Origin of the sequence: Pantanalinema sp. (genome assembly GCA_036704125.1) — a bacterium.
In the GTDB taxonomy this organism is placed as follows: Bacteria; Cyanobacteriota; Sericytochromatia; order S15B-MN24; family UBA4093; genus JAGIBK01.
Window position 1 is genome coordinate 1 of the sequence record DATNQI010000021.1, and the last position, 25222, is coordinate 25222.

Here is a 25222-nt window from a genome sequence, read left to right on the forward strand (position 1 = left end):
TGACCCCATCCCCCCCCGGCTTCGAGACGCTCGGCCTGCGGCCCGAGTTGCTCGCCGGCCTCGCGCGGCTCGGCTTCGAACACCCCACCCCCGTCCAGGCCGCCAGCATCCCGGCCCTGCTCGCGGGCCGCGACGCCGTGATCCAGGCCGAGACCGGCACCGGCAAGACCCTCGCCTACGGACTTCCTCTGCTGAACGCCATCGCCGGCACCCCCCTTCGCCCCCGGGCCATGGTCCTGGTGCCCACCCGCGAGCTCGCCCTGCAGGTGCGCGACGTGCTGCGGGAGGCGGCGCGCAAGTGGCGCCCCTCGATCCACGCGCTGGTCGGCGGCGAGGCCATCGAGCCCCAGTTCAAGGTCATCGAAAAGGGGATCGCCGTGCTGGTGGGGACGCCCGGCCGGGTCCACGACCTGGTGCGCCGCGACGCGCTGATGCTCAAGCACTGCCGCACCGTCGTCCTCGACGAGGCCGACGAGATGCTGCTGCGCGGCTTCAAGCACGACCTGGACGGCATCCTCTCGGCGCTGCCGAGCGATCGCCAGACCATCCTGGTCTCCGCCACGGTCGGCCCCGAGGTCAAGGCCTACGCGGCCTCGACCATGAAGGAGCAGGAAGGCGCCGACCCGGCCATGCCGAGCGCCACGGCCAAGACCCTCACGCACCAGCACGTGGCGGCCCCCAAGGACCAGAAGCTGCCCATCTTGATCCGGCTCTTGCAGGACGAGCCGGGCCAGGCCATCGTCTTCGTCCGGCTCAAGGAGGACACCAAGCGGGTCGCCATGCGCCTGCGCCAGGCGGGGATCGCCGCGGCCTACCTCAGCGGCGATCTGCCGCAGGTCAACCGCAACGAGACCATGGCGCGCTTCCGCGACGGCCTCTACCGGATCCTGGTCGCCACCGACGTGGCCTCGCGCGGGCTCGACATCCCCGAGGTGGACCTGGTGGTCAACTACGCGGTGCCGCCCGACGTGGACCAATACGTTCACCGCGCGGGCCGCTCGGGCCGCGCGGGCAGAGCGGGCCGGGCCGTGACCCTCAGCTACCGCGAGGAGTTCGACGCCCTCAAGCGGCTGCGCGCCGAGTTGCCGCTCGAGCCCCTCAAGGTCGCCCCCGCGCGCAGCGGCACGGGAGAGCCCGTTCGCGCGTGGCGACCTCCCGCCGAGGCGATCGCGCCGAGCGAAAGCCCACAGAGACGCACGAGCGAGAAGCCCGAAAAGCCGCCAAAGGGCAAGATCTCGCGCCACCTGGACTGGCACGAGGACCGGCCCGATCGAAGGGATCGACGCAAGCCCTGAGGCCCCGCGAGCGACAACTCATGCATGAGGATTCGTCGCTCGTTTTTGATCCTTTTGGCTCTCTTGCCGGCAACCGCTGCCTGCCAAGCTCCCCTTGCGGCCACGCTCAGCGTGACCACGGGCGATCGCTTCGGCGGCATGCTGGTGGCCTCGAAGGCGGGAGCACCCCGCGTCAACGTGGGGGTTTCCGGGATGAGCACCGCCCAGGCCGCCGATCTCGGCAAGCGTCACGGGCTCGTGCTGGTGCGCCACCTGGGCGCCCTTGGCCTTGCGACCTACCGCGTGGACGGCGCCGACGCCGACGATCTGCAAGCGCTCTCAAACCAGCCTGGAGTTCGCTACGTCGAGCGGGACGTGGCGGGCCGGGTGAGCGACCCCGCCCCTGATTCTTCCCGGGCGATCCCCAACGATCCGGGCTTCGACGACCAGTGGGACCTGCAGCGCATGAACGTCGCGGACGCCTGGGAGATCCGCGAGGGCGCCTCGGACGCGGTCATCGCCGTGCTCGACACCGGCTGCGACCTGGCGCACCCCGAGCTTTCCCCCAAGCTCGTGAGCGGCCACAACGTCTCGGACCCGTCGCGCGCGCCCCAGGACGACCTTGGGCACGGGACCGCCGTCGCGGGCATCGCGCTGGCTGCCACCCACAACGGCGAGGGGCTCGCGGGGGTGGCCCCCAACGCGCGCCTGATGCCCGTCAAGGTCAACGTGGCGAACAGCGGCGCGGTGCGCGCGGCGGATGCCGCGGCCGGCATCGTCTGGGCGGTCGACCACGGCGCGAGCGTCCTCAACATGAGCCTGGGCTTCACCGAGGGCGAGGACGGCCTGACGTCGAGCGGCCTGCAGGCCCTCAAGGACGCGGTCGGCTACGCGCTCGAGCGCAGCGTGGCGGTGGTGACGGCGGCGGGGAACATCGGGGATCGCCCGGTCAAGACCTATCCCGCCTGCTGGAGCGTCGAGCCGGGCTTCGAGGGCCTGATCGCGGTGGGGGCGCTGGATCGCGACGATCGACGCGCCGGCTACTCCAACTACGGGACGTTCGTGACCGTGACGGCGCCGGCCGACGACGTGCCGGCACTCACCATCGGCGGCTACGGTCGCTTCGGAGGCACCTCGGCGGCCGCTCCCCACGTCAGTGGCCTCCTGGCCCTGCTCATCCACCCCTCGCGCCCGCCATCGGCCAAGACGCTGCGCAAGTGGATCGCCTCGAGCGCGCGCGACCTGGGGGTTACAGGGGTGGATCCCCAGTACGGCGCAGGCTGCGTGGACGCCCTTGCAGCCATCCAGACCAGCACCCGGAAGCCCTAGCTCAAGAGCTCCTCGATCACCCGCGCCACCCCGTCCTCGCGCACGTGGTGGGTGACGCGGTCGGCGACGGCCTTCACCGCGTCGGGGGCGTTGCCCATCGCCACCCCGAGGCCCGCGTACGCGAGCATGTCCAGGTCGTTCATCCCGTCGCCGAAGGCCACGATCTCCTCGCGCGAGACCCCGAGTCGCTCGGCCACGTGCTCCAAGGCGACGCTCTTGCGGATGGTGGGGTTGGCGATCTCGAGGAAGATGGGGATCGACTCGGTGACGTAGAGCCTGTCGCCGAAGCGCTCGCGCAGCGCGGGGACCCACTTCTGGACCTCATCGGCCTTCGCGATGGCGACGATCTTGGTCGGCTCGGCCGTCAGGGCCCCCTCGAGGGAAGGCACCACCTTGGGCACGATCCGCGAGACGCTGGAGTAGAGCTCGGCCTCGGGGCTCATGCGCTCGACGATGAGCTCGTCGTCCACGTACAGGTTGAGGTGGAAGCCCGAGCCCCTGAGAACCTCGATGGTCTCGCGCGCGAGCCCCATCGGAATGGTGCGGTGCCACAGGTCCGCCTCGGTGAGGTGGTCCCGGATCAGCGCCCCCTGGTAGGTGATGAGCGGGGTCTTGACCCCGCAGGCCCGCGCGTAGGGCAAAGTGGCGCGGTACATGCGACCGGTCGCCATCACGAAGTGGACCCCGGCGTCGTGGGCGAGCTGCACGGCGCGCCGGTTGCGCTCGGAGACCTCGAGGTCGCGCCCGATGAACGTCCCATCGAGGTCGGTGGCGATCAGCTTGGGGCGCATGCTCGGGCTCCATTTCGAAAAATCGTGCGGCGGGAATGACGCCAGTCTAGCAGATGGCCGCGGCGCCCGCGCCTCGCACGGGGTTCGGGGGAAAGCGGGGCGCCGTGATATAATCGGAAGCCGCCCCGAGCCAGCGCCGCATTTCCCTTTCGGCAGGAGGTCCCCCGCCATGAGCGCCCGCCAGAACGCCATCTTCATCGTCACGGGCCTGTCCGGGGCGGGCAAGAGCCTCGCCATCCGCTGCTTCGAGGACATGGGCTTCCTCTGCGTGGACAACCTGATCCCGCCCCTGTTGCCCCAGTTCATCGCGCTGACCTACCCGCGCATGCCCCAGATCGCGGTGGTGATGGACTCGCGCGGCGGCAGCTTCCTCGACGAGCTGACGAACGTCCTCGACCAGATCAAGCCCGAGGGCTACCCCACCACGGTGGTCTTCCTCGAGGCCTCCGACAACATCCTCCTGACCCGCTTCAGCGAGACCCGCCGGCGCCACCCCCTGTGGGGCGAGGCCACCCTCGTCGACTCGATCAAGCAGGAGCGCGATCGCCTCGCCGAGATCCGCGCGGCCGCCGACGTCATCATCGACACCTCGGACCTCACCAGCAAGCAGCTCAAGGAGAAGCTCATCGCGAGCTTCATCCAGACCGACCAGGTCGAGGGGTCCATGCAGGTGACGGTCAAGAGCTTCGGCTTCAAGTACGGAGCGCCCATGGACGCGGACCTCGTCTTCGACGTGCGCTTCTTGCCCAACCCCCACTACGACCCGGACCTTCGGCCCTTCACCGGCCTCGACGACAAGGTGCAGGACTTCGTGCTGAGCCACCCGGTCACCCTGGAGTTCCTCGAGCGCTTCATCGACCTGGTCTCGTTCCTGGTGCCCCACTACCGCAAGGAGGGCAAGACCCACCTGGCGATCGCCATCGGCTGCACCGGCGGCCGCCACCGCTCGGTCGCGATCGCCCACTACCTGGCCGACTACCTGCGCCGGGGCGACACCCCGGTGGTCGAGGAGCACCGCGACATCGCGCGGCACCCCGACTACTACGGCGCAGACCAGCAGACCCGCGCGGGCGCCTGAAGCGGCCATGCGACACTGGCTTCGCTGGCTCACCCCGGGCCTGGGCATCAAGCGCTGGATCTCCCTGGCGCTGCTGGGCGTGCTCTTGAGCAACACCGGGGTGATCTTCCTGACCTACTTCGTGCTCATGGAGCTGCGAGGGCGCGAGCCGCGCGTGGCGACCGCCCTCGAGGGGATCGGGCTGTTGGCCCTGGGGGCGGTGATCGCCTTCATCGGGGCCAGGCGCCTCATCCGCGAGGTGGTCCGGGTGCTGCACCCCGCCCCGCCCCGCCTACTCGACGCCTTCCACCGCCAGCGGGTGCGGCGCGGCCCCAAGCTCGTCGCCATCGGCGGCGGCACCGGCCTCTCGACGCTCCTGCGCGGCCTCAAGGCCTACTCCGACAACATCACCGCCATCGTGGCGATGACCGACAACGGCGGCTCCAGCGGGCGCCTGCGCGAGGAGCTTGGGGTGCTGCCGCCCGGCGACCTGCGCCACTGCCTGACGGCGCTGGCGGGCGAGGAGGAGCTGCTCACCAAGCTCTTCGACTATCGCTTCACCGCGGGGACCTCGCTCCTGGGCCACTCGTTCGGCAACCTCTTCCTCACGGCCATGGCCGACATCACGGGCGACCTCGAGCAGGCCATCCGGGCGTCGAGCAGCGTGCTCGCGGTCCGCGGCCAGGTCCTGCCCGCGACCCTCGAGGCCATGGAGCTCATCGCCATCCTCGCGGACGGCGCCGTGGTCCGCGGCGAGCAGGAGATCTCGAGGAGCCCGTCGCCCATCGCCATGATGCGCGCGGAGCCCGAGGCGCCCGCCGCCCTTCCCGAGGCGATCCGGGCCATCCAGGAGGCCGACGCGATCATCATCGGGCCCGGCAGCCTCTACACCAGCCTCGCCCCCAACCTGCTCATCCCCGAGATCGTGGACGCCCTGGTCTCGAGCAAGGCGCCCAGGCTGTACGTCTGCAACGTCATGACCCAGCCCGGAGAGACCGACCACTACGCGGTGTCGGACCACGTCCGCGCCCTGCAGCGCCTGGGGGGCCCCGAGCTCTTCAAGGACGTGCTGGTCAACCGCGATCTGCCCCAGCGCCTCCTCGAGAAGTACGAGGCCCGGGGCCAGCACCCGGTCTCCTTCGACGCGGCCGCCTGCAAGCAGCTGGGCGTCGAGGGCTTCAGCGCCGAGCTGCTGGACGAGGGGGACCTGGTGCGGCACGACCCCGCCGCGCTCGCCAGGGCCATCGTGGAGTGGCTCATCAAGGCCCGAAAGGAGTCGGGCGAGAAGATCCTGCCCTTCCCGACCGAGGCCGAGTGGTCCGCCAAGAGCAAGGGCTGGCTATGAGCGCGCCGACCTTCTCCCAGGACGTGCGCAGCCACCTCGCGCAGGTCGAGACCGACCGGCCCTGCTGCCAGAAGGCGCTGCTGCTGGCCCTGTTGTCGGTGTGCGCCGCCGAGGCCGCCGAGAGTCACCTGATCGTCTCGCTCGAGAACGGCGCCGTGGCCAGGCTCCTGTTCAAGCTCGCCAAGCTGTCGCTCGGGGTCGTCCCCCACCTGCACGACCCCGATCCCTCGCAGCGCGGGGCCCACTACCGGCTGGTGCTCCCCATCCCCGCCGAGGGGCTCGCCGGAGTCATGAGCCTCGACGAGCTGCAGCGCACCATCCGGCGCCGATCCTGCTGCCGCCGCTCCTTTCTGCGCGGGGCCTTTCTCGGGTGCGGCTCGATCGTCAACCCCGAGCGGGCCTACCACCTGGAGTTCACCGCCTCGGGCGAGCTGAGCTCGTGGATCGTCGTGCTGCTCCAGGACGAGGGGGTCAAGGCGGGCCACTACCGCCGCTCGGGTCACACCCACTGGACCGCCTACGTCAAGAAGAGCGAGGACATCGCCACCTTCCTCACGCTGGTGGGGGCGGTGCCCGCCCTCTTGGCCCTCGAGGAGCTGCTCATCAGCCGCGACCTCAAGAACAACGTGCAGCGGGCGGTCAACTGCGAGACCGCGAACCTGGACCGGACCGTCTCGACCGCCCAGGACCAGATCGCCCGCATCGAGTCGCTCGAGAACACCGGCCGCCTCAAGGCCCTGCCCGCCGAGCTCGTCGAGACGGCGACGATCCGGCGCGAGAACCCCTTCGCGAGCCTCGCCCAGCTCGCCGAGCTCCACTCTCCCCCCCTCTCCAAGTCCGCCATCAACCACCGCCTGCGCAGGATCGCCCAGCTGGCCGATGGCGCTGATTCTTCGCAGCACCAGTAGGGTATAAGACGCTCGATGACCAACCAGGAAATTCTCAAAGCCGGCCATGCGGCCTTCGAGGCGGGCGACGACGCGACCGCGATCGCCACGCTCAGCCACGTCACCGCCAAGGACCCTGCGGCCTACGCCCAGGCCCTCCTGCTGCTGGGCCGCGCCTACGCGCGCACCCGGCAGCTGGACCAGGCCCGGATCTGCCTCGAGGAATCCTACAACACCCGCCAGAGCGCACGCACCCTCTATCACCTGGGCGAGTGCCTCTACCAGATGGGCGATCGCGAGGGGGCCGAGTCGTGCCTCTCCAACGCGGCCCAGTCGGACGAGACCCTGACCGACGCCTACATCCTGCTCGGGGTGGTGCGCAAGGAGGCGGGGCGGTACAAGGAAGCGGTTCCCTGCTTCGACAAGGCCCTCAAGAACGACCCCAAGGCGGTGGTCGCGCGCTACCAGATCGCCCAGGTCGCCTTCGAGCTTGGCGACATGCAGCGCGCCGCCGCCCAGGCCCACCTGGTGCTGCAGCACTCGGCGGACTTCGCCCCGGCGCACCTGCTCTTGGCCAACATCACCCTCAAGCTGGGCGACTACCGCCAGGCCGCCGTCGAGTTCTGCCGGGTGCTCGAGCTCAACGGCCCCGACGCCGCGATCTACATGTCGCTGGGGCGCGCCTTCGCGCACCTTCACGACCTGCCCCAGGCCATCCAGGCGTTCGCGGCGTCCATCGAGATGGAGCCCGACAACGAGCTGGCGCTCTCGGCCGTCGCGCGCCTCGCCGAGCGCCACGGCGACAAGGAGACGGCCGGCAAGTACTTCCGGCAGCTCCTGCGCTTCCCCAACTCGGCCCAGCTCGCGGGCGACGCCCTGGTGCGGCTTGGGCTGCCCGCCGAGGCTCCTCCCGCCCCCAAGGCCGAGAAGAAGGGGAAGAAGGGCGCCAAGCCGGGCGCCCAGAGCGCGAGCGCCGCCAAGCCCAAGGGCCCCGCGGTCTCCTTCTCGCCGCCCAAGATGATCGACAGCAAGGCGCTGCCCAAGTCGCTGCCCTCCCAGGCGCCCGGCCGGGTCATCGGCGCGAGCAAGACCGCCCCGCTCGGCAAGACCCCGACCAGCAACTCGGGTCCCTTGCCCCCCCGGCCCCTGCCGCAGCAGGCCCCCCCGACCGCGCCGCTCGACAACCTCTTCGACGGTCTCAACCGCCTCATCGACCGGACCCCGCTCAAGGACGCCATCGACCTCTCGGGCGTCCAGGAGACGGCCAACGCCATGGTCCGCAGCGTGACCGATCGCCTCAACCCGGACGTGGTCAACAAGGTCAAGACCGGGATCCTCGCCAAGCTGCAACCGGGTAACGCCCCTCATCCGCCGAGCCCGAGCGCGCCGACCCGGCCGCAGCAGCCCCCCGCCCGGCCGCCCCAGCAGGGCGGGCCCGGGGCGCCGGCCAAGCCTACGACACCCCGCCCCAAGCCGAAGGGCTAGCTGAGCGATGGCGACCCCAGGTCCGAGCAACCGGGATCTGCTGAAGGCGGCGACCGACGCCTTCCAGGCCCAGGCCTACCCGGAGGCCATCGCGGCCCTCGGCAGGGTCACCGGGGAGGACCCCGCGATCCAGGCCCAGGCGCTCGCCCTCTTGGGTCGCTGCAAGACCCGCACCGGCGCCTTCGACGAGGCGGCGCGGGTCCTGGAGCAGGCCATGGCGCTGACAAGCACCCCCTTGACCCGGTACTACCTGGGCGAGTGCCGCTTCCAGCAGGGGGATCACGAGGCCGCCCTCGAGGAGCTCTCGGCGGCCATCTCGCTCGATCCCACCCTGACCGACGCCTACATCCTGATCGGGACCATCCACCGCGCGAAGGGCCGGTACGACGAGGCCACCAAGGCCCTCAACACGGCCCTGCGCAACGACCCCAAGGCCGTCGCCGCCCGCTTCCAGCTGGCCCAGGCCGCCTACGACGCGGGGGACCTTCAGCGCGCCACCTCGCAAGCCTACCTCATCATCCAGCAGCAGGAGGACTTCGCGCCGGTCCACCTGCTCCTGGGGCACTGCGCCCTGCGGCTCAACGACTTTCGCCAGGCCGCATACGAGTACTGCCGGGTGCTCCAGCTGCAGGATCCGACCCTCGAGGTCTACGAGGGCCTGGGGCGCGCCTTCGCCAACCTGAAGGACTTTCATCAGGCGATCAAGGCCTTCGAGGGGGTGATCGCCATGGCCCCCGACAACGAGATGGCCTACGTGGCGGCCGCGCGCCTGTGCGATCGCCAGGGCGACAAGGAGAAGGCGATCAAGCTGTGGCAGCGCGCCGCGCAGTTCCCCAAGTACGCCCAGCTGGCGAACGAGGCGCTCGCCAAGCTCGGTTCGCAGGCCGCGGGCGGATTGGCGGCGGGATCCACGGCCGGAACCGGCGCCAAGAAGAAGGGCAAGGCCCCAGCCAGGCCCCCGGCCGCACCGGCAATCGACGCGGCCAACCTGCCGCGCGACTTCGAGCCGCCACGCCAGCTCGATCGCAGCACCCTTCCCCAGCGCGCCCCCGCCCACATGCCCACCGCCCCGCTGACGAGCCACGCCGCGGGCACCCTCTCCCTCGCCTCGCGCCAGGCCCCGAAGACCCAGCCCTTCACCGCCCCGCTCAGGCCCGTGCCCCCTCTCCCGCCCGAGCCCCTGACGGTCAAGGAGAAGATCACCAGCGCCCTCGACCAGATGCTGCGCCCGTCCCTCGAGGCGATGGCCTCGCTCATGGCCAGGACGCGAAAGCAGACGACCGACGAGGCTGCGACTGGCGACGGCGCCCACGAGACCATCGCCGCCATGATGGCAAAGCGCGCCGCCGAGCAAGCACCCGCGCCGGAGGCGCCTCCGGCCAGGCCGAAGGCGCCGGGGACCCCGGCGCCCGGAAAGCCGAAACGGCGCTGAGCGATCAGGCCTCGAGCGCGGATCCCACGATGGCCAGGGCCGCAAGGCTCGCCGTCTCGGTTCGCAGGATGCGGGGCCCGAGGGTGACGGCGATCGCCCCGCTCGCGACGAGCGCCTCCCCCTCGGCTGGAGCCAGGCCGCCCTCGGGCCCCACCACCAGCTCGATCGCCGGGTGAGCGCCGTGAAGGGCCATGGCCCTGGCGAGCGGCAGCCTGCCCTCGCGCTCGAGGCAGGCAAGTCGAGTCACGGGACCGTCCTGTGCCCCGGCAAGCCAGGAGCGGAAGGGGACGGGGATCTCCACGGTGGGCACCAGCGCCCGCTCGCATTGCTCGGCCGCCTCCTTGGCGATCGCCTGCCAGCGGCGCACCTTGTCCAGGGCGCGATCGCCCTCGAGCCTCACCACCGATCGCTCGGTCACGACCGGCACGATGCGGCTGACGCCCAGCTCGGTGGCCTTCTGGACGATCCACTCGAACTTGTCGCCCTTGGGCAGGCCCTGCACCAGGGTCACCGGCACGCCCAGCTCGCCGCCGGCGGACTCCTTTCCCGTCACCCGGCACGTCACCGTGCGCTTGTCGATGGCGCTCACCTCGGCGTGGTAGAGCATCCCCCGGCCGTCCAGGGCGTAGAGCGCCTCGCCCTCCTTCATCCGAAGGACGCGTGCGGCGTGGTTGGCGTCCTCGTCCAGCAGGACGAGAGTCTCGCCCAGGAACTGGGCAGGGGGCAGGAAGAAGCGGGGAAGATCGCGCATGGGGGTCCTGTTCAGGGGGCGGGCTTGTGCATGTGGACGATCGAGAGCCGGGGATCCTTGGCCAGGTCGACGAGGTTGCCCTCCAGCTCGATGACCGGCCGCATCAGGTGCGGCCGCGTCACGCGAACGACCCGGGCGATCTGGCCCGTGTTGAGCTCCACGTGGCAGTTGACGGGGTAGGGGACGATGAACTTGACGAAGGCCTGGACGATCCTGGGATCGAAGTGGTTGCCCGCACCGTTGATGATGGCCTGGTAGACCACGTTGGGGGGCAGGCCCTTCTTGTAGGGCCGATCCGAGATGAGGGCGTCGTAGACGTCCACCACCGAGACGATCCGGGCGAACTCGGAGATCCCCGTCGCGCTCAGCTTCATGGGGTAGCCCGAGCCGTCGAACTTCTCGTGGTGCTGGAAGACCACGTTCTTGATGTCGGTGGTCGCCCAGGAGTAGCCCGACAGCAGCATGATGCCGTTGGCCGGGTGGGTGGCCATGATGTTGAACTCCTCCTCGGTCAGCTTGCCCGGCTTGTGCAGGATGCTCTCGGGGATCATGGCCTTGCCCACGTCGTGCAAGAGGGCCCCGATCCCCAGGATGCGCAGGCGCTCGGGCGCGTAGCCCATGGCGGCCCCCACGACCAGCGCGAGGCTCATGACGTTGGAGGAGTGGGAGTAGGTGTACTCGTCGTACACCCGCAGGTCGATCAGGCTGTTGAGCAGCTCCTTGTTGGTGACGATCCGCTGGATGGTCGTCTGCACCGACTGGTCCACGCTCTGGATGTCGATCCGGTTGGACTGCTTGACCTGGTCGTGGAGGTGCTTGATGGTCTGGAGGTTGCGCTCGAGCACCTCGTTGCGGATGGCCTGGGGCTTGAACTGGGTGCCCTTGGCGCTGGCTCTCGGCGCCGGGGCGCCGGTGGGCCCCGCGGCCGGACGCGCCGGCTGGGTGGGCGTGGTCGAGGTGGTCCCGTGGGCGCTGGGCCTGGTGAAGCGCAAGACCGGCGGCTCTTTCGGGGGGGACTTGACCGGCTCGCTCGGCGCGACGGCCTGCGAGAGGACTTCGGCCGCCTCGCCCTTGACCTCGAAATCGGCCCTGGGCCGATCCGCCAGGTCGATGATCCTGATGGCCCTGAGCTCCATCCGCTGAAGAAGGGTGATGTGCTGCTGGGTGAGGGCCGTGCCGCTCGTCCAGATGACCTGCCGCGTGAAGGGATGGCAAACCGGCTCGGCAAGGACCATGCCGGGCGCCAGGTCTTGGGGCATGAGTTTCCGTTCGGTCACGCGGGGCTCCTCACGAGGTCGAGGGGCTCGAACAAGGATTATAGCGTATCCGTCACCTCGAGGTGGATGGGGCCGAACTCGCCGGTGCGCACCCGGAAGGTGAGGTGGTGCTCGCCCGGCTCCAGGGCCTCGCCGCGCACCGAGACCGTGACCGTGACCCCCTTGGCGAAGGGAACCGGGCACGTCTGGCTGATCTCGTGGCCGCCGCGCACCTCGCCTGAAGCCGAGAAGGTCAGGGCCTCGGGGGCGAAGGCCTCACCGCCCACCGCGATCGCGTCGATGGCGACGATGGTCGCGCTCATCATGTGGTTGTGGACGGCGAAGCAGAAGCCCTCGGGGTGGTTGGCGAGGCTGCCCTCGCGATACATCTGCTTGAGCAGGAAGGCTGGGATCTGCACGGCTACAATCCCAGCTTGGCGAGGAGCTCGCGCTTGCGGCTCGCGCCGAGGCGATCGCCGAGGCGCCCCGAGAGCGCGGCGGCGAGCTCCGGGCCGTCGGCGATCCCGAGGGCGTCCGAGAGCACCTCGCGAAGCAAGGAGCGCTCGCCCTTGCTGAGGGTCGCAGCCTCCAGGGTGTGCTCCGCGAAGACCTCGTAGGTCTTGGGCCACAGCAGCCGGATGAGGCGCGCGACCTCGTGGGCGTAGACCCGGATCTCGTGCTGGGCATTGGGGGCCATGCGCAGGTTGAGGAAGTGGAGCCAGTTGCGGAGGTTGGCCTGGGCGCGGAAGCGGGTGTACTGGCTCAGGGGCAGGTTGATCCGGGCCAGCTCGCGGGCCACCCCGGCCTCGAGGTAGCCCTCGTAGTGCGAACGAACCAGGGCCTGGTCCTCGGCGATCGAATCGAGGTAGGCCGTCTTGGCCGCATCGTCCAGGCCCTCGCCCGAGGCCTGCTTGTTGGTCGTCGACTGGCCCTGCACCCGCTCGGTGGAGGGCTGGTAGTAGAGCGCGGGCATCTCGGCGTAGCGGCCCGAGAACTCGTTGAAGCTCTGCGTCCTGTGCCGGTGCCACTCGCGCGCCACGAAGATGGGGACCTGGACCTCGATCTGGAGCACGGCCATCTCGAAGGGGGTGGCGTGGGCGTGGCGCCAGAGGAAGTCGCGGGTGGCCGCGTCCTTGGCCTCGTCAACCCCGGTCGGGTTGCCCGTGCTCATGCGGGCGGCCTCCAGGGGCATCAGGTCGTCACCCAGGTGGGCGACGTAGCGCATGTAGCCATGGTCGAGGACCGGGATCGGCTCGCCTTGGAGGATCTGCTCGGTGGTGGGGATGGGCCGGGCGGCAACGGAATGGTTCGTCATGACTCCATGCTAGCCCCCAAGCGCGGCAAGGGCAAGGCACCCGAACAAAATGGCGCCCCCCGTGAGAGGGGACGCCCGGCCGAGCCGCTGGTCAGTCGCGGCTCATCATCATCGCGAGCTCCTTGTTGAAGTCGCGGTACGTCTCCCCGCTAAGGTCGAAGACCAGCTGCTTGATGACGCCGCCCTTGAACCGGAAGGGGGCGACGTAATCGTCCGAGACGGCCTCGGCCCCCGATCGCCCCACCAGCAAGGCGCCGCCCGAGAGGCCGAACCTGGCCGTCTGGGTCAGGAGCGGGGCCTCGGCGACCTTCCGGTCGTCGATGTAGAGGGCGGCGCTGCCATTGAAGCCGAGGGGATCCTGCTGCTCCATGCGGAACCTCACGCCGAGCCGGGTGGCCTTCAGCGGCACGTCGCTGTCCGAGACCAGCTTCTGGACCCGCTCGCCAAGCCAGTTGAAGGTGTAGCAGAGCTTGCCGTCCTTGACGAAGAGGGTGTGCCCGCCGAAGCGGCTGCCGTCGGCGAACAGGACGCCCTCGGCCTCCGGCGAGGTCAGCCTCACCTCGGCCACGATGTTGTAGGACCGGCCCCGGATGTCGGCGGCGACCGATTCGGGCACCCCCTCGGTGTCCGGGTAGTAGACGAAGGTGCTCCGCGGCTTGGCGATCTCGCGCCTCGCGGTCCCAAGGATCTCGACCGCCGAGCGATCGTCGAGGGGCAGGCCCTTGTACTTGCCCGCCTGCATGAACCAGAGGTTCTTCAGCTGCTCCAGCTTCTCGGGCATCTGCGCGGCCAGGTCCCTCATCTGGTTGCGGTCCTGGGCCAGGTTGAAGAGCTCCCAGCGGTCGGCCTCGAAGTGGCCCCAGCCCGAGGGCGTGGGCGGGTGAACGGTGCTCGCGTGCCAGCCCTGGTACCAGACGCCCCGCGTGCCGAGCATGGTGTAGAACTGGACCAGCTTGGCGCCGGGCGCCTTGGCATCGTCGAAGGTCTCCTTGAAGCTCGTACCCTCGATCGGGGCCTGGGTGTAACCCTTGACCGCATCGGGCGGGGTGATGCCCAGGCATTCGTAAAGGGTGGGCACGAGGTCGATCGCATGGATGTACTGGTCGCGCAGCTCGCCCCGCGCCTTGATCCCCTTGGGCCACGAGACGATGCAGGCGTCCGCCGAGCCGCCCTCGTAGCTCGCGTAGCGCTTGAACATCTTGAAGGGGGTGTTGAAGGCCATGGCCCAGCCGGTCGGGTAGTGGTTGTAGGTCGCCTCGCTCCCCAGCACGTCCAGGTCCTTCATGTTCGCTTCGATCCGGTCGGGGATCCCGTTGAAGAACTTGTTCTCGTTGACCGAGCCGTTGGGGCCGCCCTCACCGCTCGCTCCGTTGTCCGAGACCACCACGACGATGGTGTTGTCGAGCTGGTTCGACTCCTGGAGGTAGTCCAGCAAGCGCCCAATCTCGTGGTCGGTGTAGGACAGGTAGCCCGCGTACACCTCGGCCATCCGGCAGAAGAGCTTCTTCTCTTCCGCGCTGAGCGACTCCCAGGGGCGCACCGTGTCGCCCTCGGGCCAGGGCTGGCCCTCGGGCCCCTTCACGTCGGCGAAGGGATTGATCGCCGGCAGCTCGGTGCTCTCGGGCACGATCCCCCGCTTCTTCTGGTTGGCCAGCACGATCTTGCGGTACTCCTCGTACCCCATGTCGAACTTGCCCGCGTACCTGTCCGCCCAGTCCTTCCAGACCTGGTGGGGCGCATGGGCGCACCCGGGGCAGAAGTACATCATCCATGGCTTCTCTGGCGCGATGACCTTGGCGTCGCGAACGAAGCGGATCGCCTTGTCCACCACGTCCCTGCTGAAGTGGTAGCCCTCCTGAGGGCTGTACGGCGGCTCGACGGGGTGGTTGTCGTAGACCAGATCGGGGTACCACTGATCGGTCTCGCCGCCGAGGAAGCCGTAGAAGCGCTCGAAGCCGCGCCCCAGCGGCCAGCGGACCTTGGTGCCCGCCATGTTGCACTCTTCGTCCGGGGTCAGGTGCCACTTCCCGAGGGCGTAGGTGTTGTAGCCCCGCTCCAGCAGCACCTCCGAGATGAAGGCGTTCTCGAAGGGGATGTGGCCGTTCGAGCCCGGGAAGCCGCTGGCCCCCTCCGTGATGCAGGCCATGCCGTTGCTGGTGGCGTTGCGGCCGGTCAAGAGGCACGATCGGGTCGGCGAGCACAGGGCCGTGGTGTGGAACTGGGTGTAGGTCAGGCCGTTCTCGGCGATGCGCTTGAGGTTCGGCATCTCGATCAAGCCGCCGTACATCTCGAGCGCCCCGAAGCCCGTGTCGTCCAGCACGATGTAGAGCACGTTCGGCGCCTCGTCGGGGGCCCTCGGGGGCGCGAACGCGCTCCAGTCCGCAGCGGAATCTCGGACGTCCAGGGCAATCCGACCCTTGAAATCTCTCGGCATCTCCCAGCCTCCTGAAATCGTTCAACGCGACGCGCCCACCCTAGCATCCGGGCCGGGGGCCTCAAAGGCCCTAGCGAGACCCAGCCGCCTTCGGCATCCCCGTCCTGAAGCGGCACCCACGAACAAAAGCGGCCCCCTTTCGGGGACCGCCGAGGAACGGTTTTGTTGGCCGCTCTTACTTGGTGGTGAGGTTGTACTTCTTCATGAAGCGCTCGACACGGCCCTCGGTGTCGACGATCTTCTGGGTGCCGGTGAAGAAGGGGTGGCAGGCCGAGCAGATTTCGGTGCGGATTTCCTTCTTGGTCGAACCGGTCTTGAACTGGTTGCCGCAGACGCAGGTGACGTTGATCTCGTTGTACTGGGGGTGGATGTCGGCTTTCATGGTCTCTCCAACTGGGCTAAGGCCCCGGTATCCGCAAGAAGGGACACCATCGAACCTGGTGGGCCGCTCGGCGGGACGACCCGGCACAAAACGCCGATAAACGGGTCCATAAAAATGGACTCCCATTCTAACACCCGCCCGTGACGCGGGTCAACGGCTTCGGAGGCGCGCTTGTGATATAATGCGGTTTCTGGAAAAATGACGCGAGGCCCGTGCCACGTCACGGCCTCGGCCCCCGGGCTTCGGCCCCCACCGCTAAGACGAACTGAGGTAGCAAGACTCCCATGATGAAGCTGCTGGGCAAAATGCTGGGCGACGCCAACGAGCGCAAGATCAAGGCCGTGCGGCCCCTCTTGTTCAAGATCAACAGCCTCGAAGAGGAGATCGCCAAGCTCAGCGACGAGGACCTGCGGGGCAAGACCATCGAGTTCCGCCAGCGGCTCGCCAACGGTGCCCCCCTCGACAGCCTCCTGCCCGAAGCCTTCGCCACCGTCCGCGAAGCCGGCAAGCGCGTGCTCGGGATGCGCCACTTCGACGTCCAGATGATCGGCGGCATCATCCTCCACAAGGGCCAGATCGCCGAGATGCGCACCGGCGAGGGCAAGACCCTGGTCTCGACGCTTCCGGCCTACCTCAACGCGCTGCCCGGCAAGGGCGTCCACGTCGTCACCGTCAACGACTACCTCGCCAAGCGCGACAGCGAGTGGATGGGCCAGCTGCACCGCTTCCTCGGCCTCGAGGTCGGCCTCATCCAGCACCACCTCTACCCCCACCAGCGCCGCATGGCCTACGGGGCGGACATCACCTACGCCACCAACAACGAGCTGGGCTTCGACTACCTGCGCGACAACATGGCCAGCACCATCGAGGACTGCGTGCAGCGCAAGCTCCACTACGCCATCGTGGACGAGGTCGACTCGATCCTGATCGACGAGGCCCGCACCCCGCTCATCATCTCGGGCCAGCTCGAGCAGTCGGCGGACCTCTACGAGAAGCTCGCCCGCATCGCCCCCAAGCTCAAGCGCGAGGTGGACTACACCCTCGACGAGAAGGCCAAGAACGTCATCCTGACCGAGGACGGCATCACCCACGCCGAGAAGCTCATCGGGGTGCGAGACCTGTACGACGCCAACAACCCCGAGCTCGCCCACCAGGTGATAAACGCCCTCAAGGCCCGCGAGATCTACCTGCGCGATCGCGAGTACGTGGTCCGGGTCAACCCCGAGAACGGCGAGCAGGAGGTCGTGATCGTCGACGAGTTCACCGGCCGCCTGATGGTCGGCCGCCGCTACTCCGACGGCCTGCACCAGTCCATCGAGGCCAAGGAAGGCGTGCCGGTCCAGGACGAGACCCAGACCCTCGCCACCATCACCTTCCAGAACTACTTCCGCATGTACGACAAGCTCTCGGGCATGACGGGCACCGCGGCCACCGAGGAGGCCGAGTTCGGCAAGATCTACAACCTCGAGGTCTCGATCATCCCGACCAACCGTCAGGTCCAGCGCAAGGACCTCTCGGACGTCGTCTACAAGACCGTCAACGCCAAGTTCAACGCGGTGGCCGACGAGATCGCCGAGATGCACAAGACCGGCCGCCCGACGCTCGTCGGCACCGTGTCGATCGAGAAGAGCGAGTTCCTCTCGAGCATCCTCAAGGAGCGGGGCCTGCCCCACAGCGTCCTGAACGCCAAGTTCCACGAGCAGGAGGCCAGGATCGTCGCCCAGGCCGGCCGCGCGGGCGGCATCACCATCGCCACGAACATGGCGGGCCGCGGCACCGACATCATCCTCGGCGGCAACCCCGAGGGGCTGACCGGCGATCTCCTGGTCGAAGCCGGCTACGCGGACCCGACCGAGGCGCCCGCCGAGGCGGTCCTCAGGGCTCGCGAAGAGGCGAGCCGCGTCTGCGCCGACGAGAAGGCCCGGGTCATCGCGGCGGGCGGCCTTCACATCATCGGGACCGAGCGCCACGAGAGCCGCCGCATCGACAACCAGCTGCGCGGCCGCGCGGGCCGCCAGGGCGACCCCGGCACCACCCGCTTCTTCCTGTCGCTCGAGGACGACCTCATGCGCCTGTTCGGCGGCGATCGCATCTCCAAGATGATGGATCGCCTCAACGTCCCCGAGGAGGAGGCCATCGAGCACGGCCTGGTCACCCGCGCCATCGAGGGCGCCCAGCGCAAGGTCGAGGTCTACCACTTCAACATCCGCAAGCAGGTCCTCGAGTACGACGACGTCATGAACAAGCAGCGCGAGATCATCTACGCCGAGCGGCGCAAGGTGCTCGAGGGCGCCGACATGCGCGCCAACGTCGTCGGGATGATCAAGCGCGTCGTCTCGGACCTGTGCGACCAGTTCACCAATCCCCAGCTCCAGCGCGACGAGTGGGACGTCCAGGGCCTCATGCAGGGCATGGCCGACTACATGCCCCTGCTCGGCGGCATCCCCGCCTCCGAGATCGACGCGCTGGTGAGCCCGGAAGCCATCAAGCAGCACCTGACGGAGGCGGCGATCGCGGCCTACGAGGCCAAGGAAGCCACCATGGAGCCCGACATGCTGCGCCAGATCGAGCGGATGCTCCTCTTGCGGGTCTTCGACCAGAAGTGGATCGAGCACCTGCACGACATCGACGCCCTGCGCGACGGCATCGGCCTGAGGGCCTACGGCCAGAAGGACCCGCTCCAGGAGTACAAGCGCGAGGCCTACGAGCTGTTCCAGAACCTGCTCGGCGCCATCCAGCACGACATCGTCCGCCAGGCGTTCCACGTCCAGGTGGTCTACGACATGCCGCAGAGCGCGCCCATGCCCATCCACAACATGGTCCTTCAGGGCCCGGACGGCGTCGAAGCCTACGATCCGGCCGCTGAAGAGAGCAAGAACGCCTAGAATCCAGGGAGAAAACAAGTGACGCTTCAAGAATGCCGGAACGAGCTGGAGCAGCTCAGCAGCCGAATCGCCGAAGCAAGGAGGCATCTTTGACCCGGACCGACTGAAGAGCCGGATGAAGGGTCTCGAGGCCGAGGCGGCCTCGCCCGACTTCTGGGGAGATGCCAAGACCGCGCAAGCGACCATGCAGACGCTCAACATGATCCGCAGCCAGGTCGAGCGCCTCTCGCTCTGGGAGACGCTCAGCTCGGATCTCTCGGTCCTCATCGAGATGGGGATCGAGGAGGGCGACCTCTCGGTCCTGCCCGAGATCGAGCAGGGCCTTGCGCGCATCCGCAGCACCCTGGGCGACTGGGAGATGGAGCAGATGCTCGGCGGCGAATACGACCAGGCGCCCGCCATCGTCTCGATCAACGCCGGAGCCGGCGGCACCGACTCCCAGGACTGGGCCCAGATGCTTTTGCGCATGTACACCCGCTGGGCCGAGTCCAAGGGCTACAAGGTCGAGCTGGTCGATCTGTCCGAGGGCGAAGAAGCGGGTATCAAGAGCGCGACCGTCATCATGACGGGCCCCTACGCCTACGGCCGCATGTCGGCCGAGAAGGGGGTCCATCGCCTGGTGCGCATCTCGCCCTTCAACTCCAACGGCAAGCGCCAGACCTCGTTCGCCGCCCTCGAGATCACCCCCGAGCTCGCCGACCAGGCCACCGACGTCGAGATCAACCCGGTCGACCTCAAGATCGACACCTTCCGCTCGGGCGGCGCCGGCGGCCAGAACGTCAACAAGGTCGAGACGGCCGTCCGCATCACCCACCTGCCCTCGGGGATCGTGGTGGCCTGCCAGAACGAGCGCAGCCAGCACCAGAACCGCGAGACCGCCATGCGCATCCTCAAGGCCAAGCTCTACGAGCGCATGCTCGCCGAGCAGGCCAAGCGGCTGGCCGACATCAGGGGCGGCTACAGCGAGGCGTCATGGGGCAACCAGATCCGCTCCTACGTCTTCCACCCCTACCAGATGGTCAAGGACCACCGGACGGGGTACGAGGTGGGACAGGTGCAGGGCGTCATGGACGGGGACCTCGACGGCTTCATCGAGGCGTACCTGCGCGCCAAGGCGAGCGGCCAGTGGGCGACCGCCGTCGGCGTCGAAGAGTAATCAGGAAAGAAAACCAACAGGCATGCTCAACTCCGACACCCTCCAGCGTCTCACCCGGTCCTTCGCGACCACCCGGGTGCTCGTGGTCGGCGATCTGATCGCCGACGAGTTCCTCACGGGCCAGGTCGGCCGGATCTCGCGCGAGGCCCCGGTCCTCATCCTCTACCACCAGCACACCGACGTGGTGCCGGGCGGAGCGGCCAACGCCGCGGCCAACATGGCGAGCCTCGGCGGCCAGGTCGAGGTGATCGGCCTCTTCGGCGACGACCCCTCGGGCGTCTCGCTGCGCCAGGCCTTCGAGGATCGCGGGATCGACGCCATGCACGTGGTGATCGATCCGAGCCGCCCCACCACCACCAAGACCCGCATCTCGGCCTCCAGCCAGCAGTCGGTCACCCAGCAGATCGTCCGGGTCGACCGCGAGAGCCGCGAGCCCATCGACGCCGAAATCGAGGCCCGGGTCATCGCGGCGCTGGAGGAGCGGATCCCCCACGTGGACGGAGTGCTCGTCTCCGAGTACGGCAACGGCCTCTTCACCCCGAAGGTGATCGAGCGGACCCTCGAGCTGTGCCGCGCGCACGGCAAGCTCGTGACGGTCGACGCCCAGTGCGACCTGCGCCTCTTCAAGGGGGTCCACGCGCTCACCCCCAACCAGCCCGAGGCCGAGGCGGTCGTGGGCTTCCCCATCACCGACGAGGCGAGCCTGCGCCGGGCCGGCCAGCTCCTGCTGGACGAGACGGGCGCGCGGTACGTGCTCATCACCCGGGGCGCCAACGGCATCGCCCTGTTCGACGCGGACGGCACCCTGCATCAGGTCCCGGCCTTCAACCGCCACGAGGTCTTCGACGTGACCGGGGCGGGGGACACGGTCGTGGGGACCCTCACCCTCGCCTTGGCGGGCGGCGCCTCGGCGCTGGAGGCGACCATCCTCGCCAACCTCGCGGCCTCCATCGTCGTGCGTCGCTTCGGGACCGCCACCACCTCGGTCACCGAGCTGATGGAGACCTGGAGCAAGAATCCCCCCGAAGCCCTGACGCTGGGCTGACGCGCATGAACGTCTACACCATCGACACCATCGCCCCCGCGGTCGCGGACTGGCAGGCGCAAGGCGGCCGCACCGTCTTCACCAACGGCTGCTTCGATCTCATGCACGTGGGCCACGTGCGGTACCTGCAAGCGGCCCGTGCTCTGGGCGATCGCCTCGTGGTCGGCCTCAACTCCGATCGCTCGGTTCGCGAGCTGAAGGGTCCCGCCCGCCCCATCCTCCCCGAGGCGGAGCGGGCCGAGCTGCTCGCGGCCCTCGGCTGCGTCGATGCGGTCGTCGTGTTCGACGAGCGCACCGCGGATGCGGCCATCCAGGCCGTGCGCCCCGCGCTCTACGCCAAGGGCGGCGACTACGAGCCGGACACCATTCCCGAGACGCCGCTGGTGCGCAGCCTCGGCGGCGAGGTCGTGGTGCTGCCCTTCGTCGAGGGCCGATCGACCACCTCGCTCATCGCCCGCATCAAGGCGCAGGGCTGAGCCGGAAAAGCTCAACCAAGAAAGGATCACTCAGTGTTAGACCAGCAGGGACGAGTTTTCGGGAAGGTCAACCTCATCGATCTGTCGATCGTCGTGGTCGTGGCCCTCTTCATCCTGGGCGCGGGGCTCGCGCGCACCGGCAACGCCGGGGTGAACCAGCAGCTCAAGGGCGAGGCCACCGCCGAGTTCGACCTCTTCATCCGGGGTGGCATCTCGGATCCGGCCATGTTCAAGGCCGGCGACAAGACCTTCATCACCATCCGCAACCAGCCCTACGCGCCCCTGACCATCCGCAAGGTCAAGGTCACCCCGCGCACCGTCACCGTGCCCGCTGCCGGCGGCGTGAAGGCCTACCCGGACCCCTCGGAGCCCTACAGCAAGGACGTGCTCTTGACCCTGCGCGAGACGGCGCAGCTGACCGACGACGCGATCGTGCTGGGCGGCAACAAGATCAAGGTCGGCGTCCCCATCGACATCGAGGGCCGGCTGTACCGCCTGCGCGGCTCGATCGTCGACGTCCGCCTCGTCGATCAGCCGAAGCTCTGAAGCCATGCACGCCCACTCCGATAGCGGGGCCCTCGGGGCCTCGACGCGCGGGGCGCGCCAGGGGCGCGGCCTGAGCGCCGCGCTCGGCCTCGTCACCATCCAGGAGGCCTGGCAGGCGCGCGTGAGTCAGAGCCTGCCGTACCGGGCGATCGCCTCGGCCCGCGCGGCCCTGTACGAACGCCTGGCTCCTCTTGCTGCCACCTCGCTCGCCGTCAAGCTCGCGCCGTTGCTCTCGCTGGCTTCCGCGTGCCTGCTCTTGCTGGCCTCGCCCTACGTCGGCACGGGCCTCAACGCCCTGATGGTGCTCCTGGCCTTCGGGACCTTCCTGTTCCAGTGGATCGTGGAGAAGCCCGTCGCCAAGGAAGCTGACGGCCTCGACCTTCCCTTCCTGGCCTTCCTGGCCGCCTCGATCGTCGCGGTCGGCTTCTCGCCGTACCTGCTGCTGAGCGTCAAGGGCCTCGCCAAGATGCTCGTCTTCTGGATGAGCTTCTTGGCCTTCCGGGGCGCGCTGCGGCGCGGTGAGCGCGGCTGGCTGCCCCTCTTCGGCGCCCTCTTCGTCGCGGCCTTCGCCCAGTCCCTCTACGGGATCTACCAGTGGAAGATCCAGGTCGCGCCCCTGGCCCTCTGGGACGACGCCGAGGCCGAGGTCAAGCTGACCCGCGTCTACGGCACCCTGGGCAACCCCAACCTGCTCTCGGGCTACCTGATCCCCATCATCCCGTTCGCCGTGGCCGCCGCCGTGACGTGGAAGGCGTGGGGCTTGCGCCTGCTGGCCATCGGCACCGCCCTGACGGCACCCGTCTGCCTCTACTTCACCTACTCGCGCGGGGCCTACCTGGGCATGGTGGGCGAGGCGATGGTCTTCGGCGCGCTGGGCCTCGCGGCCCTGTGGCCCGCCATCCGGCGCCGCCCGTGGCTCTTGGCGGTGCTCGCGGGGATCCTCGCCCTCGGGGCGGTCGCGGCCGTGGTCGTCTACCACCACTCGCCGGCCATGCAGGAGCGCCTGCTCTCCATCACCGCCACGCGCACCCACTCGTCCAACTCGTTCCGCATGAACGTCTGGGACGGGGTGATCCGGATGATCAAGGACTCCTGGTGGTTCGGGATCGGGCTGGGCAACGACGCCTTCCGCAAGGTCTACGCCCTGTACATGGTCAGCGGCTTCGAGGCACTCGGGGCCTACAACATCTTCCTCGAGGAGATGGTCGAGAAGGGCATCCTTGGCCTCCTGGCCTTCGTGGCCCTGGTCGGCGGTGCGATCTTCCGGGCCCTCCACCACTTCAAGCACGGCGTGAGCCGCCCGTGGGCGGTGGCCGCGATCGCGGCGCTGGTCGGCCTGATGATCCACGGCATGGTCGACACCGTCTTCTATCGCCCGAGCGTCCAGATCCTCTTCTGGCTGACCCTCGCCGTCGTCATCCACCTTCCCCACCGAATTGAGGGGGCCGCATGACCAAGATTCCCGTCGATTCCCGCATCCAGCGCATCCTCGTCGTCAACTTCGGCGGCATCGGGGACGAGATCCTCTTCTTCCCCGTGATCCAGAGCCTGCGCGAGGCCTACCCCCACGCCAGGCTGAGCGCCCTGGTCGAGCCCCGCTGCAAGGGGATCATGGCCTTCAACCCGGCCATCGACGAGGTGCTCACCCTCGACGTGAAGGGCAAGCCCAGTCTCGGCGAGCTCCTCAAGGTGGTGGGCGAATTGCGCTCGCGCGGCTTCGATCTGGCCATCGGCTCGGGCCGCTCGCCCGTCATGCCCGTGATCCTGCTCCTGAGCGGGGCCAAGTACCGCGCGGGCTACGACGCCAACCGCCTCTCCTGGACCCTCACCGAGAAGGCCGTTTGCAACCCCCAGCAGTACGCCGCCGAGATGTACTACGACCTGATCCGCCGCTGGATCCCCATCCCCTTCCGGCTGCCCCAGGCGGCCCTGACCCAGCCGGACCGCGAGTGGGCCAAGGCCTTTCTGGCCGAGCACGGGGTCCAGCAAGGCGACCAGGTGGTCGTGCTTCACCCCGGCACCAGCAAGCTCTCGGTCCAGAAGAAGTTCATCAAGAGCTGGGACGCGGACCGCTGGGCGGATCTCGCCGCGCGCCTTCAGGCCGAGGGGGTCAAGGTGGTGCTCGCCGGCGGGCCCGACGACGAGGAGACCATCGAGCGGATCAAGGGCGTGCTCAAGACCCAGCCGATTGAGGCCTTCGGCAAGACCAGGGGCCTCGGACAGCTCGCCGCTCTCATCTCCCAGGCCTCGATCCTGGTCTGCGTCGATTCGGCCCCCCTTCACCTGGGCGTGGCGGTCGGCACCCCCACCGTCGGCATCTTCGGGCCGACCGATCCGGCGAAGCTGATGCCCTCGGGCACGGTCCACCAGGCGATCCACGTCGACGGCCTCGCCTGCCGCCCCTGCCTGTGGGATCGCCGGGCCACCACGTGCGACGAGCTGTCGTGCCTCAAGAATCTCGGAGTCGAGGCGGTCGAAGCCGCCGTTTGGCGGGTGATGCCCGCAAGGAACCAAGCGAATCATGGAACCATCAACGCCCCTGAACACTAGATCGACCGACGCCGAGCGCGAGGCGCTCGCGAAGCTGCCCACCTACCTCGTGGACGCCGACGCCGATGCGCGCTACACGCCGGGCGAGCGCGAGGGGGAGGACTGGCAGGCCCGGGTGGACGCGCTCGCCGACGAGGCCGAGGACACCCTGTCCCAGATCGAGAACGCCTTCGAGTCGCCCCTCCACCAGACCGAGGACGACCTGGAGGTGCTCGACCAGGTGATCACCGAGGGCTGGGGGCAGGAGCTGCCCCCCGAGGAGGAGCTCGCCACCATCGCCCTGGAGTGGGGCACCTACCTGGGGGACCTGATCCTCAAGAACCTGGGCGGCGCCTGGGTCATCCGGCAGGAGAGCGAGCATCTGAGCATCCGCTTCGGACGCCTCGAGACCCAGTTCTTCCCGGTGCATGCGGTGCTGAGGCGCTTCGCCCTCGGCCAGGAGGCCACCCTCGAGTCCACTTACGCAGGCCTGGTCGCGGCGCTCACCGACTGATCGGACGCAATTGACAAGCGAGCGCCTACGGTCCATCGTGAATCAAGTGCCTCCCCTGCACCCGTGCAGGCTTTCGAAAGGTAGTCGAACCATGTCGGAACAAGAAACGAAGGACACCGCCCCCGCCGCCGACGAAGGGGTGATCCCGGACGAAGCCCTCGAAGAGGTCGCCGGCGGCATCTTTGCCATCGATGCCAAGAGACGCAACAAGCTCCGCCTGCCCTAAGCATCACCAAGAGGTTGCCTGGGGGCCGTCCTGAGACGGCCCCCAGGCCTATTAAGGGCAGCTTGTACGGGTATAGTGAGGCATCCCTCGCCACTTGGATACCGCCG

General features: G+C 68.8%; 23 protein-coding genes. 16 read left to right on the forward strand and 7 right to left on the reverse strand.

Features of this window, described 5'->3' with window-relative positions; genetic code table 11:
• Both V6D00_02925 and V6D00_02930 read left to right on the forward strand, forming a co-directional pair.
• Positions 1-1295: DEAD/DEAH box helicase (locus V6D00_02925; GenBank protein ID HEY9898114.1), on the forward strand; the 1295-nt coding region annotated here is incomplete at its 5' end.
• Positions 1296-1319: 24 nt separating this feature from the next.
• Positions 1320-2603 (forward strand): S8 family serine peptidase, encoded by a 1284-nt coding sequence (locus V6D00_02930; GenBank protein HEY9898115.1) that lies wholly within the window; start codon positions 1320-1322, stop codon positions 2601-2603.
• On the opposite strand, the gene V6D00_02935 is transcribed toward V6D00_02930, so the two are convergent.
• Positions 2600-3394 (reverse strand): Cof-type HAD-IIB family hydrolase, encoded by a 795-nt coding sequence (locus V6D00_02935; GenBank protein HEY9898116.1) that lies wholly within the window; start codon positions 3392-3394, stop codon positions 2600-2602. The genes V6D00_02930 and V6D00_02935 overlap by 4 nt on opposite strands.
• Positions 3395-3563: 169 nt before the next feature.
• Here V6D00_02935 and rapZ point away from each other — a divergent pair, with 169 nt between their 5' ends.
• Genes rapZ through V6D00_02960 form a run of 5 tightly spaced genes read left to right on the forward strand, consistent with a single transcriptional unit; the run spans position 3564 to position 9600 of the window.
• Positions 3564-4472, forward strand: coding sequence for an RNase adapter RapZ (rapZ, locus tag V6D00_02940; protein HEY9898117.1), 909 nt, complete (start codon positions 3564-3566; stop codon positions 4470-4472).
• Between the two features lie 7 nt (positions 4473-4479).
• A complete protein-coding gene (locus V6D00_02945) occupies positions 4480-5796 on the forward strand; it encodes a gluconeogenesis factor YvcK family protein (GenBank protein HEY9898118.1) in 1317 nt (438 codons plus the stop codon).
• Entirely contained in the window at positions 5793-6704 is a 912-nt protein-coding gene (whiA, locus tag V6D00_02950) for a DNA-binding protein WhiA (GenBank protein HEY9898119.1), read from the forward strand. The genes V6D00_02945 and whiA overlap by 4 nt, the downstream gene beginning before the upstream one ends.
• Before the next feature lie 15 nt (positions 6705-6719).
• On the forward strand, positions 6720-8168 hold the full coding sequence (locus V6D00_02955; GenBank protein HEY9898120.1) for a tetratricopeptide repeat protein: 1449 nt from the start codon (positions 6720-6722) through the stop codon (positions 8166-8168).
• Positions 8169-8175: 7 nt separating this feature from the next.
• Positions 8176-9600, forward strand: coding sequence for a tetratricopeptide repeat protein (locus V6D00_02960; GenBank protein ID HEY9898121.1), 1425 nt, complete (start codon positions 8176-8178; stop codon positions 9598-9600).
• A 4-nt stretch (positions 9601-9604) separates the two neighbouring features.
• Here V6D00_02960 and V6D00_02965 read toward each other — a convergent pair whose 3' ends face one another.
• From V6D00_02965 to rpmE, 6 genes are all read right to left on the reverse strand, one after another.
• Entirely contained in the window at positions 9605-10351 is a 747-nt protein-coding gene (locus V6D00_02965; protein ID HEY9898122.1) for a 16S rRNA (uracil(1498)-N(3))-methyltransferase, read from the reverse strand.
• Positions 10352-10362: 11 nt separating this feature from the next.
• A complete protein-coding gene (locus V6D00_02970; GenBank protein ID HEY9898123.1) occupies positions 10363-11628 on the reverse strand; it encodes an HD domain-containing phosphohydrolase in 1266 nt (421 codons plus the stop codon).
• Positions 11629-11666: 38 nt separating this feature from the next.
• Positions 11667-12026, reverse strand: a complete 360-nt coding sequence (locus tag V6D00_02975) for a hypothetical protein (GenBank protein HEY9898124.1) — start codon at positions 12024-12026, stop codon at positions 11667-11669.
• A gap of 2 nt (positions 12027-12028) precedes the next feature.
• The gene (gene thyX, locus V6D00_02980; GenBank protein HEY9898125.1) at positions 12029-12922 is read right to left on the reverse strand and encodes an FAD-dependent thymidylate synthase; all 894 of its coding nucleotides are present in this window, start codon (positions 12920-12922) and stop codon (positions 12029-12031) included.
• Between the two features lie 91 nt (positions 12923-13013).
• A complete protein-coding gene (locus V6D00_02985) occupies positions 13014-15356 on the reverse strand; it encodes an arylsulfatase (GenBank protein ID HEY9898126.1) in 2343 nt (780 codons plus the stop codon).
• A 175-nt stretch (positions 15357-15531) separates the two neighbouring features.
• Complete coding sequence (rpmE, locus tag V6D00_02990) at positions 15532-15738, reverse strand: 50S ribosomal protein L31 (GenBank protein HEY9898127.1); 207 nt, start codon at positions 15736-15738, stop codon at positions 15532-15534.
• 284 nt (positions 15739-16022) lie between these two features.
• Between rpmE and secA the strand changes: the two genes are divergently transcribed.
• The 9 genes from secA (at position 16023) to V6D00_03035 (ending at position 25115) form a co-directional block, all read left to right on the forward strand.
• Complete coding sequence (gene secA / locus V6D00_02995) at positions 16023-18623, forward strand: preprotein translocase subunit SecA (protein ID HEY9898128.1); 2601 nt, start codon at positions 16023-16025, stop codon at positions 18621-18623.
• 85 nt (positions 18624-18708) lie between these two features.
• Positions 18709-19779 carry a peptide chain release factor 2 gene (gene prfB / locus V6D00_03000; protein ID HEY9898129.1) on the forward strand — a complete coding sequence of 357 codons (1071 nt, stop codon included), beginning with the start codon at positions 18709-18711 and terminating at the stop codon, positions 19777-19779.
• A gap of 22 nt (positions 19780-19801) precedes the next feature.
• On the forward strand, positions 19802-20824 hold the full coding sequence (locus tag V6D00_03005) for a PfkB family carbohydrate kinase (GenBank protein HEY9898130.1): 1023 nt from the start codon (positions 19802-19804) through the stop codon (positions 20822-20824).
• A 5-nt stretch (positions 20825-20829) separates the two neighbouring features.
• Positions 20830-21300, forward strand: coding sequence for a D-glycero-beta-D-manno-heptose 1-phosphate adenylyltransferase (rfaE2, locus tag V6D00_03010; GenBank protein HEY9898131.1), 471 nt, complete (start codon positions 20830-20832; stop codon positions 21298-21300).
• A 33-nt stretch (positions 21301-21333) separates the two neighbouring features.
• Positions 21334-21846, forward strand: coding sequence for a DUF4330 domain-containing protein (locus tag V6D00_03015; GenBank protein ID HEY9898132.1), 513 nt, complete (start codon positions 21334-21336; stop codon positions 21844-21846).
• Positions 21847-21850: 4 nt separating this feature from the next.
• The gene (locus V6D00_03020) at positions 21851-23299 is read left to right on the forward strand and encodes an O-antigen ligase family protein (protein ID HEY9898133.1); all 1449 of its coding nucleotides are present in this window, start codon (positions 21851-21853) and stop codon (positions 23297-23299) included.
• Positions 23296-24396 (forward strand): glycosyltransferase family 9 protein, encoded by a 1101-nt coding sequence (locus V6D00_03025; protein HEY9898134.1) that lies wholly within the window; start codon positions 23296-23298, stop codon positions 24394-24396. Before V6D00_03020 ends, V6D00_03025 begins: the two co-directional genes overlap by 4 nt.
• Positions 24368-24889: a DUF3806 domain-containing protein gene (locus tag V6D00_03030; GenBank protein ID HEY9898135.1), complete on the forward strand. Its 522-nt coding sequence runs from the start codon at positions 24368-24370 to the stop codon at positions 24887-24889. Before V6D00_03025 ends, V6D00_03030 begins: the two co-directional genes overlap by 29 nt.
• A gap of 91 nt (positions 24890-24980) precedes the next feature.
• Positions 24981-25115: a hypothetical protein gene (locus tag V6D00_03035; protein ID HEY9898136.1), complete on the forward strand. Its 135-nt coding sequence runs from the start codon at positions 24981-24983 to the stop codon at positions 25113-25115.
• Positions 25116-25222 lie beyond the last annotated feature (107 nt).

What these genes read in the sequence shown, in the direction of transcription:
- thyX (HEY9898125.1), bottom strand. Translation starts at nt 12,922, where the DNA reads ATGACGAACCATTCCGTTGCCGCCCGGCCCATCCCCACCACCGAGCAG.
- V6D00_03035 (HEY9898136.1), top strand. Translation starts at nt 24,981, where the DNA reads ATGTCGGAACAAGAAACGAAGGACACCGCCCCCGCCGCCGACGAAGGG.
- V6D00_02985 (HEY9898126.1), bottom strand. Translation starts at nt 15,356, where the DNA reads ATGCCGAGAGATTTCAAGGGTCGGATTGCCCTGGACGTCCGAGATTCC.
- rfaE2 (HEY9898131.1), top strand. Translation starts at nt 20,830, where the DNA reads ATGAACGTCTACACCATCGACACCATCGCCCCCGCGGTCGCGGACTGG.
- rapZ (HEY9898117.1), top strand. Translation starts at nt 3,564, where the DNA reads ATGAGCGCCCGCCAGAACGCCATCTTCATCGTCACGGGCCTGTCCGGG.
- whiA (HEY9898119.1), top strand. Translation starts at nt 5,793, where the DNA reads ATGAGCGCGCCGACCTTCTCCCAGGACGTGCGCAGCCACCTCGCGCAG.
- V6D00_02935 (HEY9898116.1), bottom strand. Translation starts at nt 3,394, where the DNA reads ATGCGCCCCAAGCTGATCGCCACCGACCTCGATGGGACGTTCATCGGG.
- V6D00_03030 (HEY9898135.1), top strand. Translation starts at nt 24,368, where the DNA reads ATGGAACCATCAACGCCCCTGAACACTAGATCGACCGACGCCGAGCGC.
- V6D00_03020 (HEY9898133.1), top strand. Translation starts at nt 21,851, where the DNA reads ATGCACGCCCACTCCGATAGCGGGGCCCTCGGGGCCTCGACGCGCGGG.
- V6D00_02955 (HEY9898120.1), top strand. Translation starts at nt 6,720, where the DNA reads ATGACCAACCAGGAAATTCTCAAAGCCGGCCATGCGGCCTTCGAGGCG.
- V6D00_03005 (HEY9898130.1), top strand. Translation starts at nt 19,802, where the DNA reads ATGCTCAACTCCGACACCCTCCAGCGTCTCACCCGGTCCTTCGCGACC.
- secA (HEY9898128.1), top strand. Translation starts at nt 16,023, where the DNA reads ATGATGAAGCTGCTGGGCAAAATGCTGGGCGACGCCAACGAGCGCAAG.
- V6D00_03025 (HEY9898134.1), top strand. Translation starts at nt 23,296, where the DNA reads ATGACCAAGATTCCCGTCGATTCCCGCATCCAGCGCATCCTCGTCGTC.
- V6D00_02945 (HEY9898118.1), top strand. Translation starts at nt 4,480, where the DNA reads ATGCGACACTGGCTTCGCTGGCTCACCCCGGGCCTGGGCATCAAGCGC.
- V6D00_02930 (HEY9898115.1), top strand. Translation starts at nt 1,320, where the DNA reads ATGAGGATTCGTCGCTCGTTTTTGATCCTTTTGGCTCTCTTGCCGGCA.
- rpmE (HEY9898127.1), bottom strand. Translation starts at nt 15,738, where the DNA reads ATGAAAGCCGACATCCACCCCCAGTACAACGAGATCAACGTCACCTGC.
- V6D00_02960 (HEY9898121.1), top strand. Translation starts at nt 8,176, where the DNA reads ATGGCGACCCCAGGTCCGAGCAACCGGGATCTGCTGAAGGCGGCGACC.
- V6D00_02965 (HEY9898122.1), bottom strand. Translation starts at nt 10,351, where the DNA reads ATGCGCGATCTTCCCCGCTTCTTCCTGCCCCCTGCCCAGTTCCTGGGC.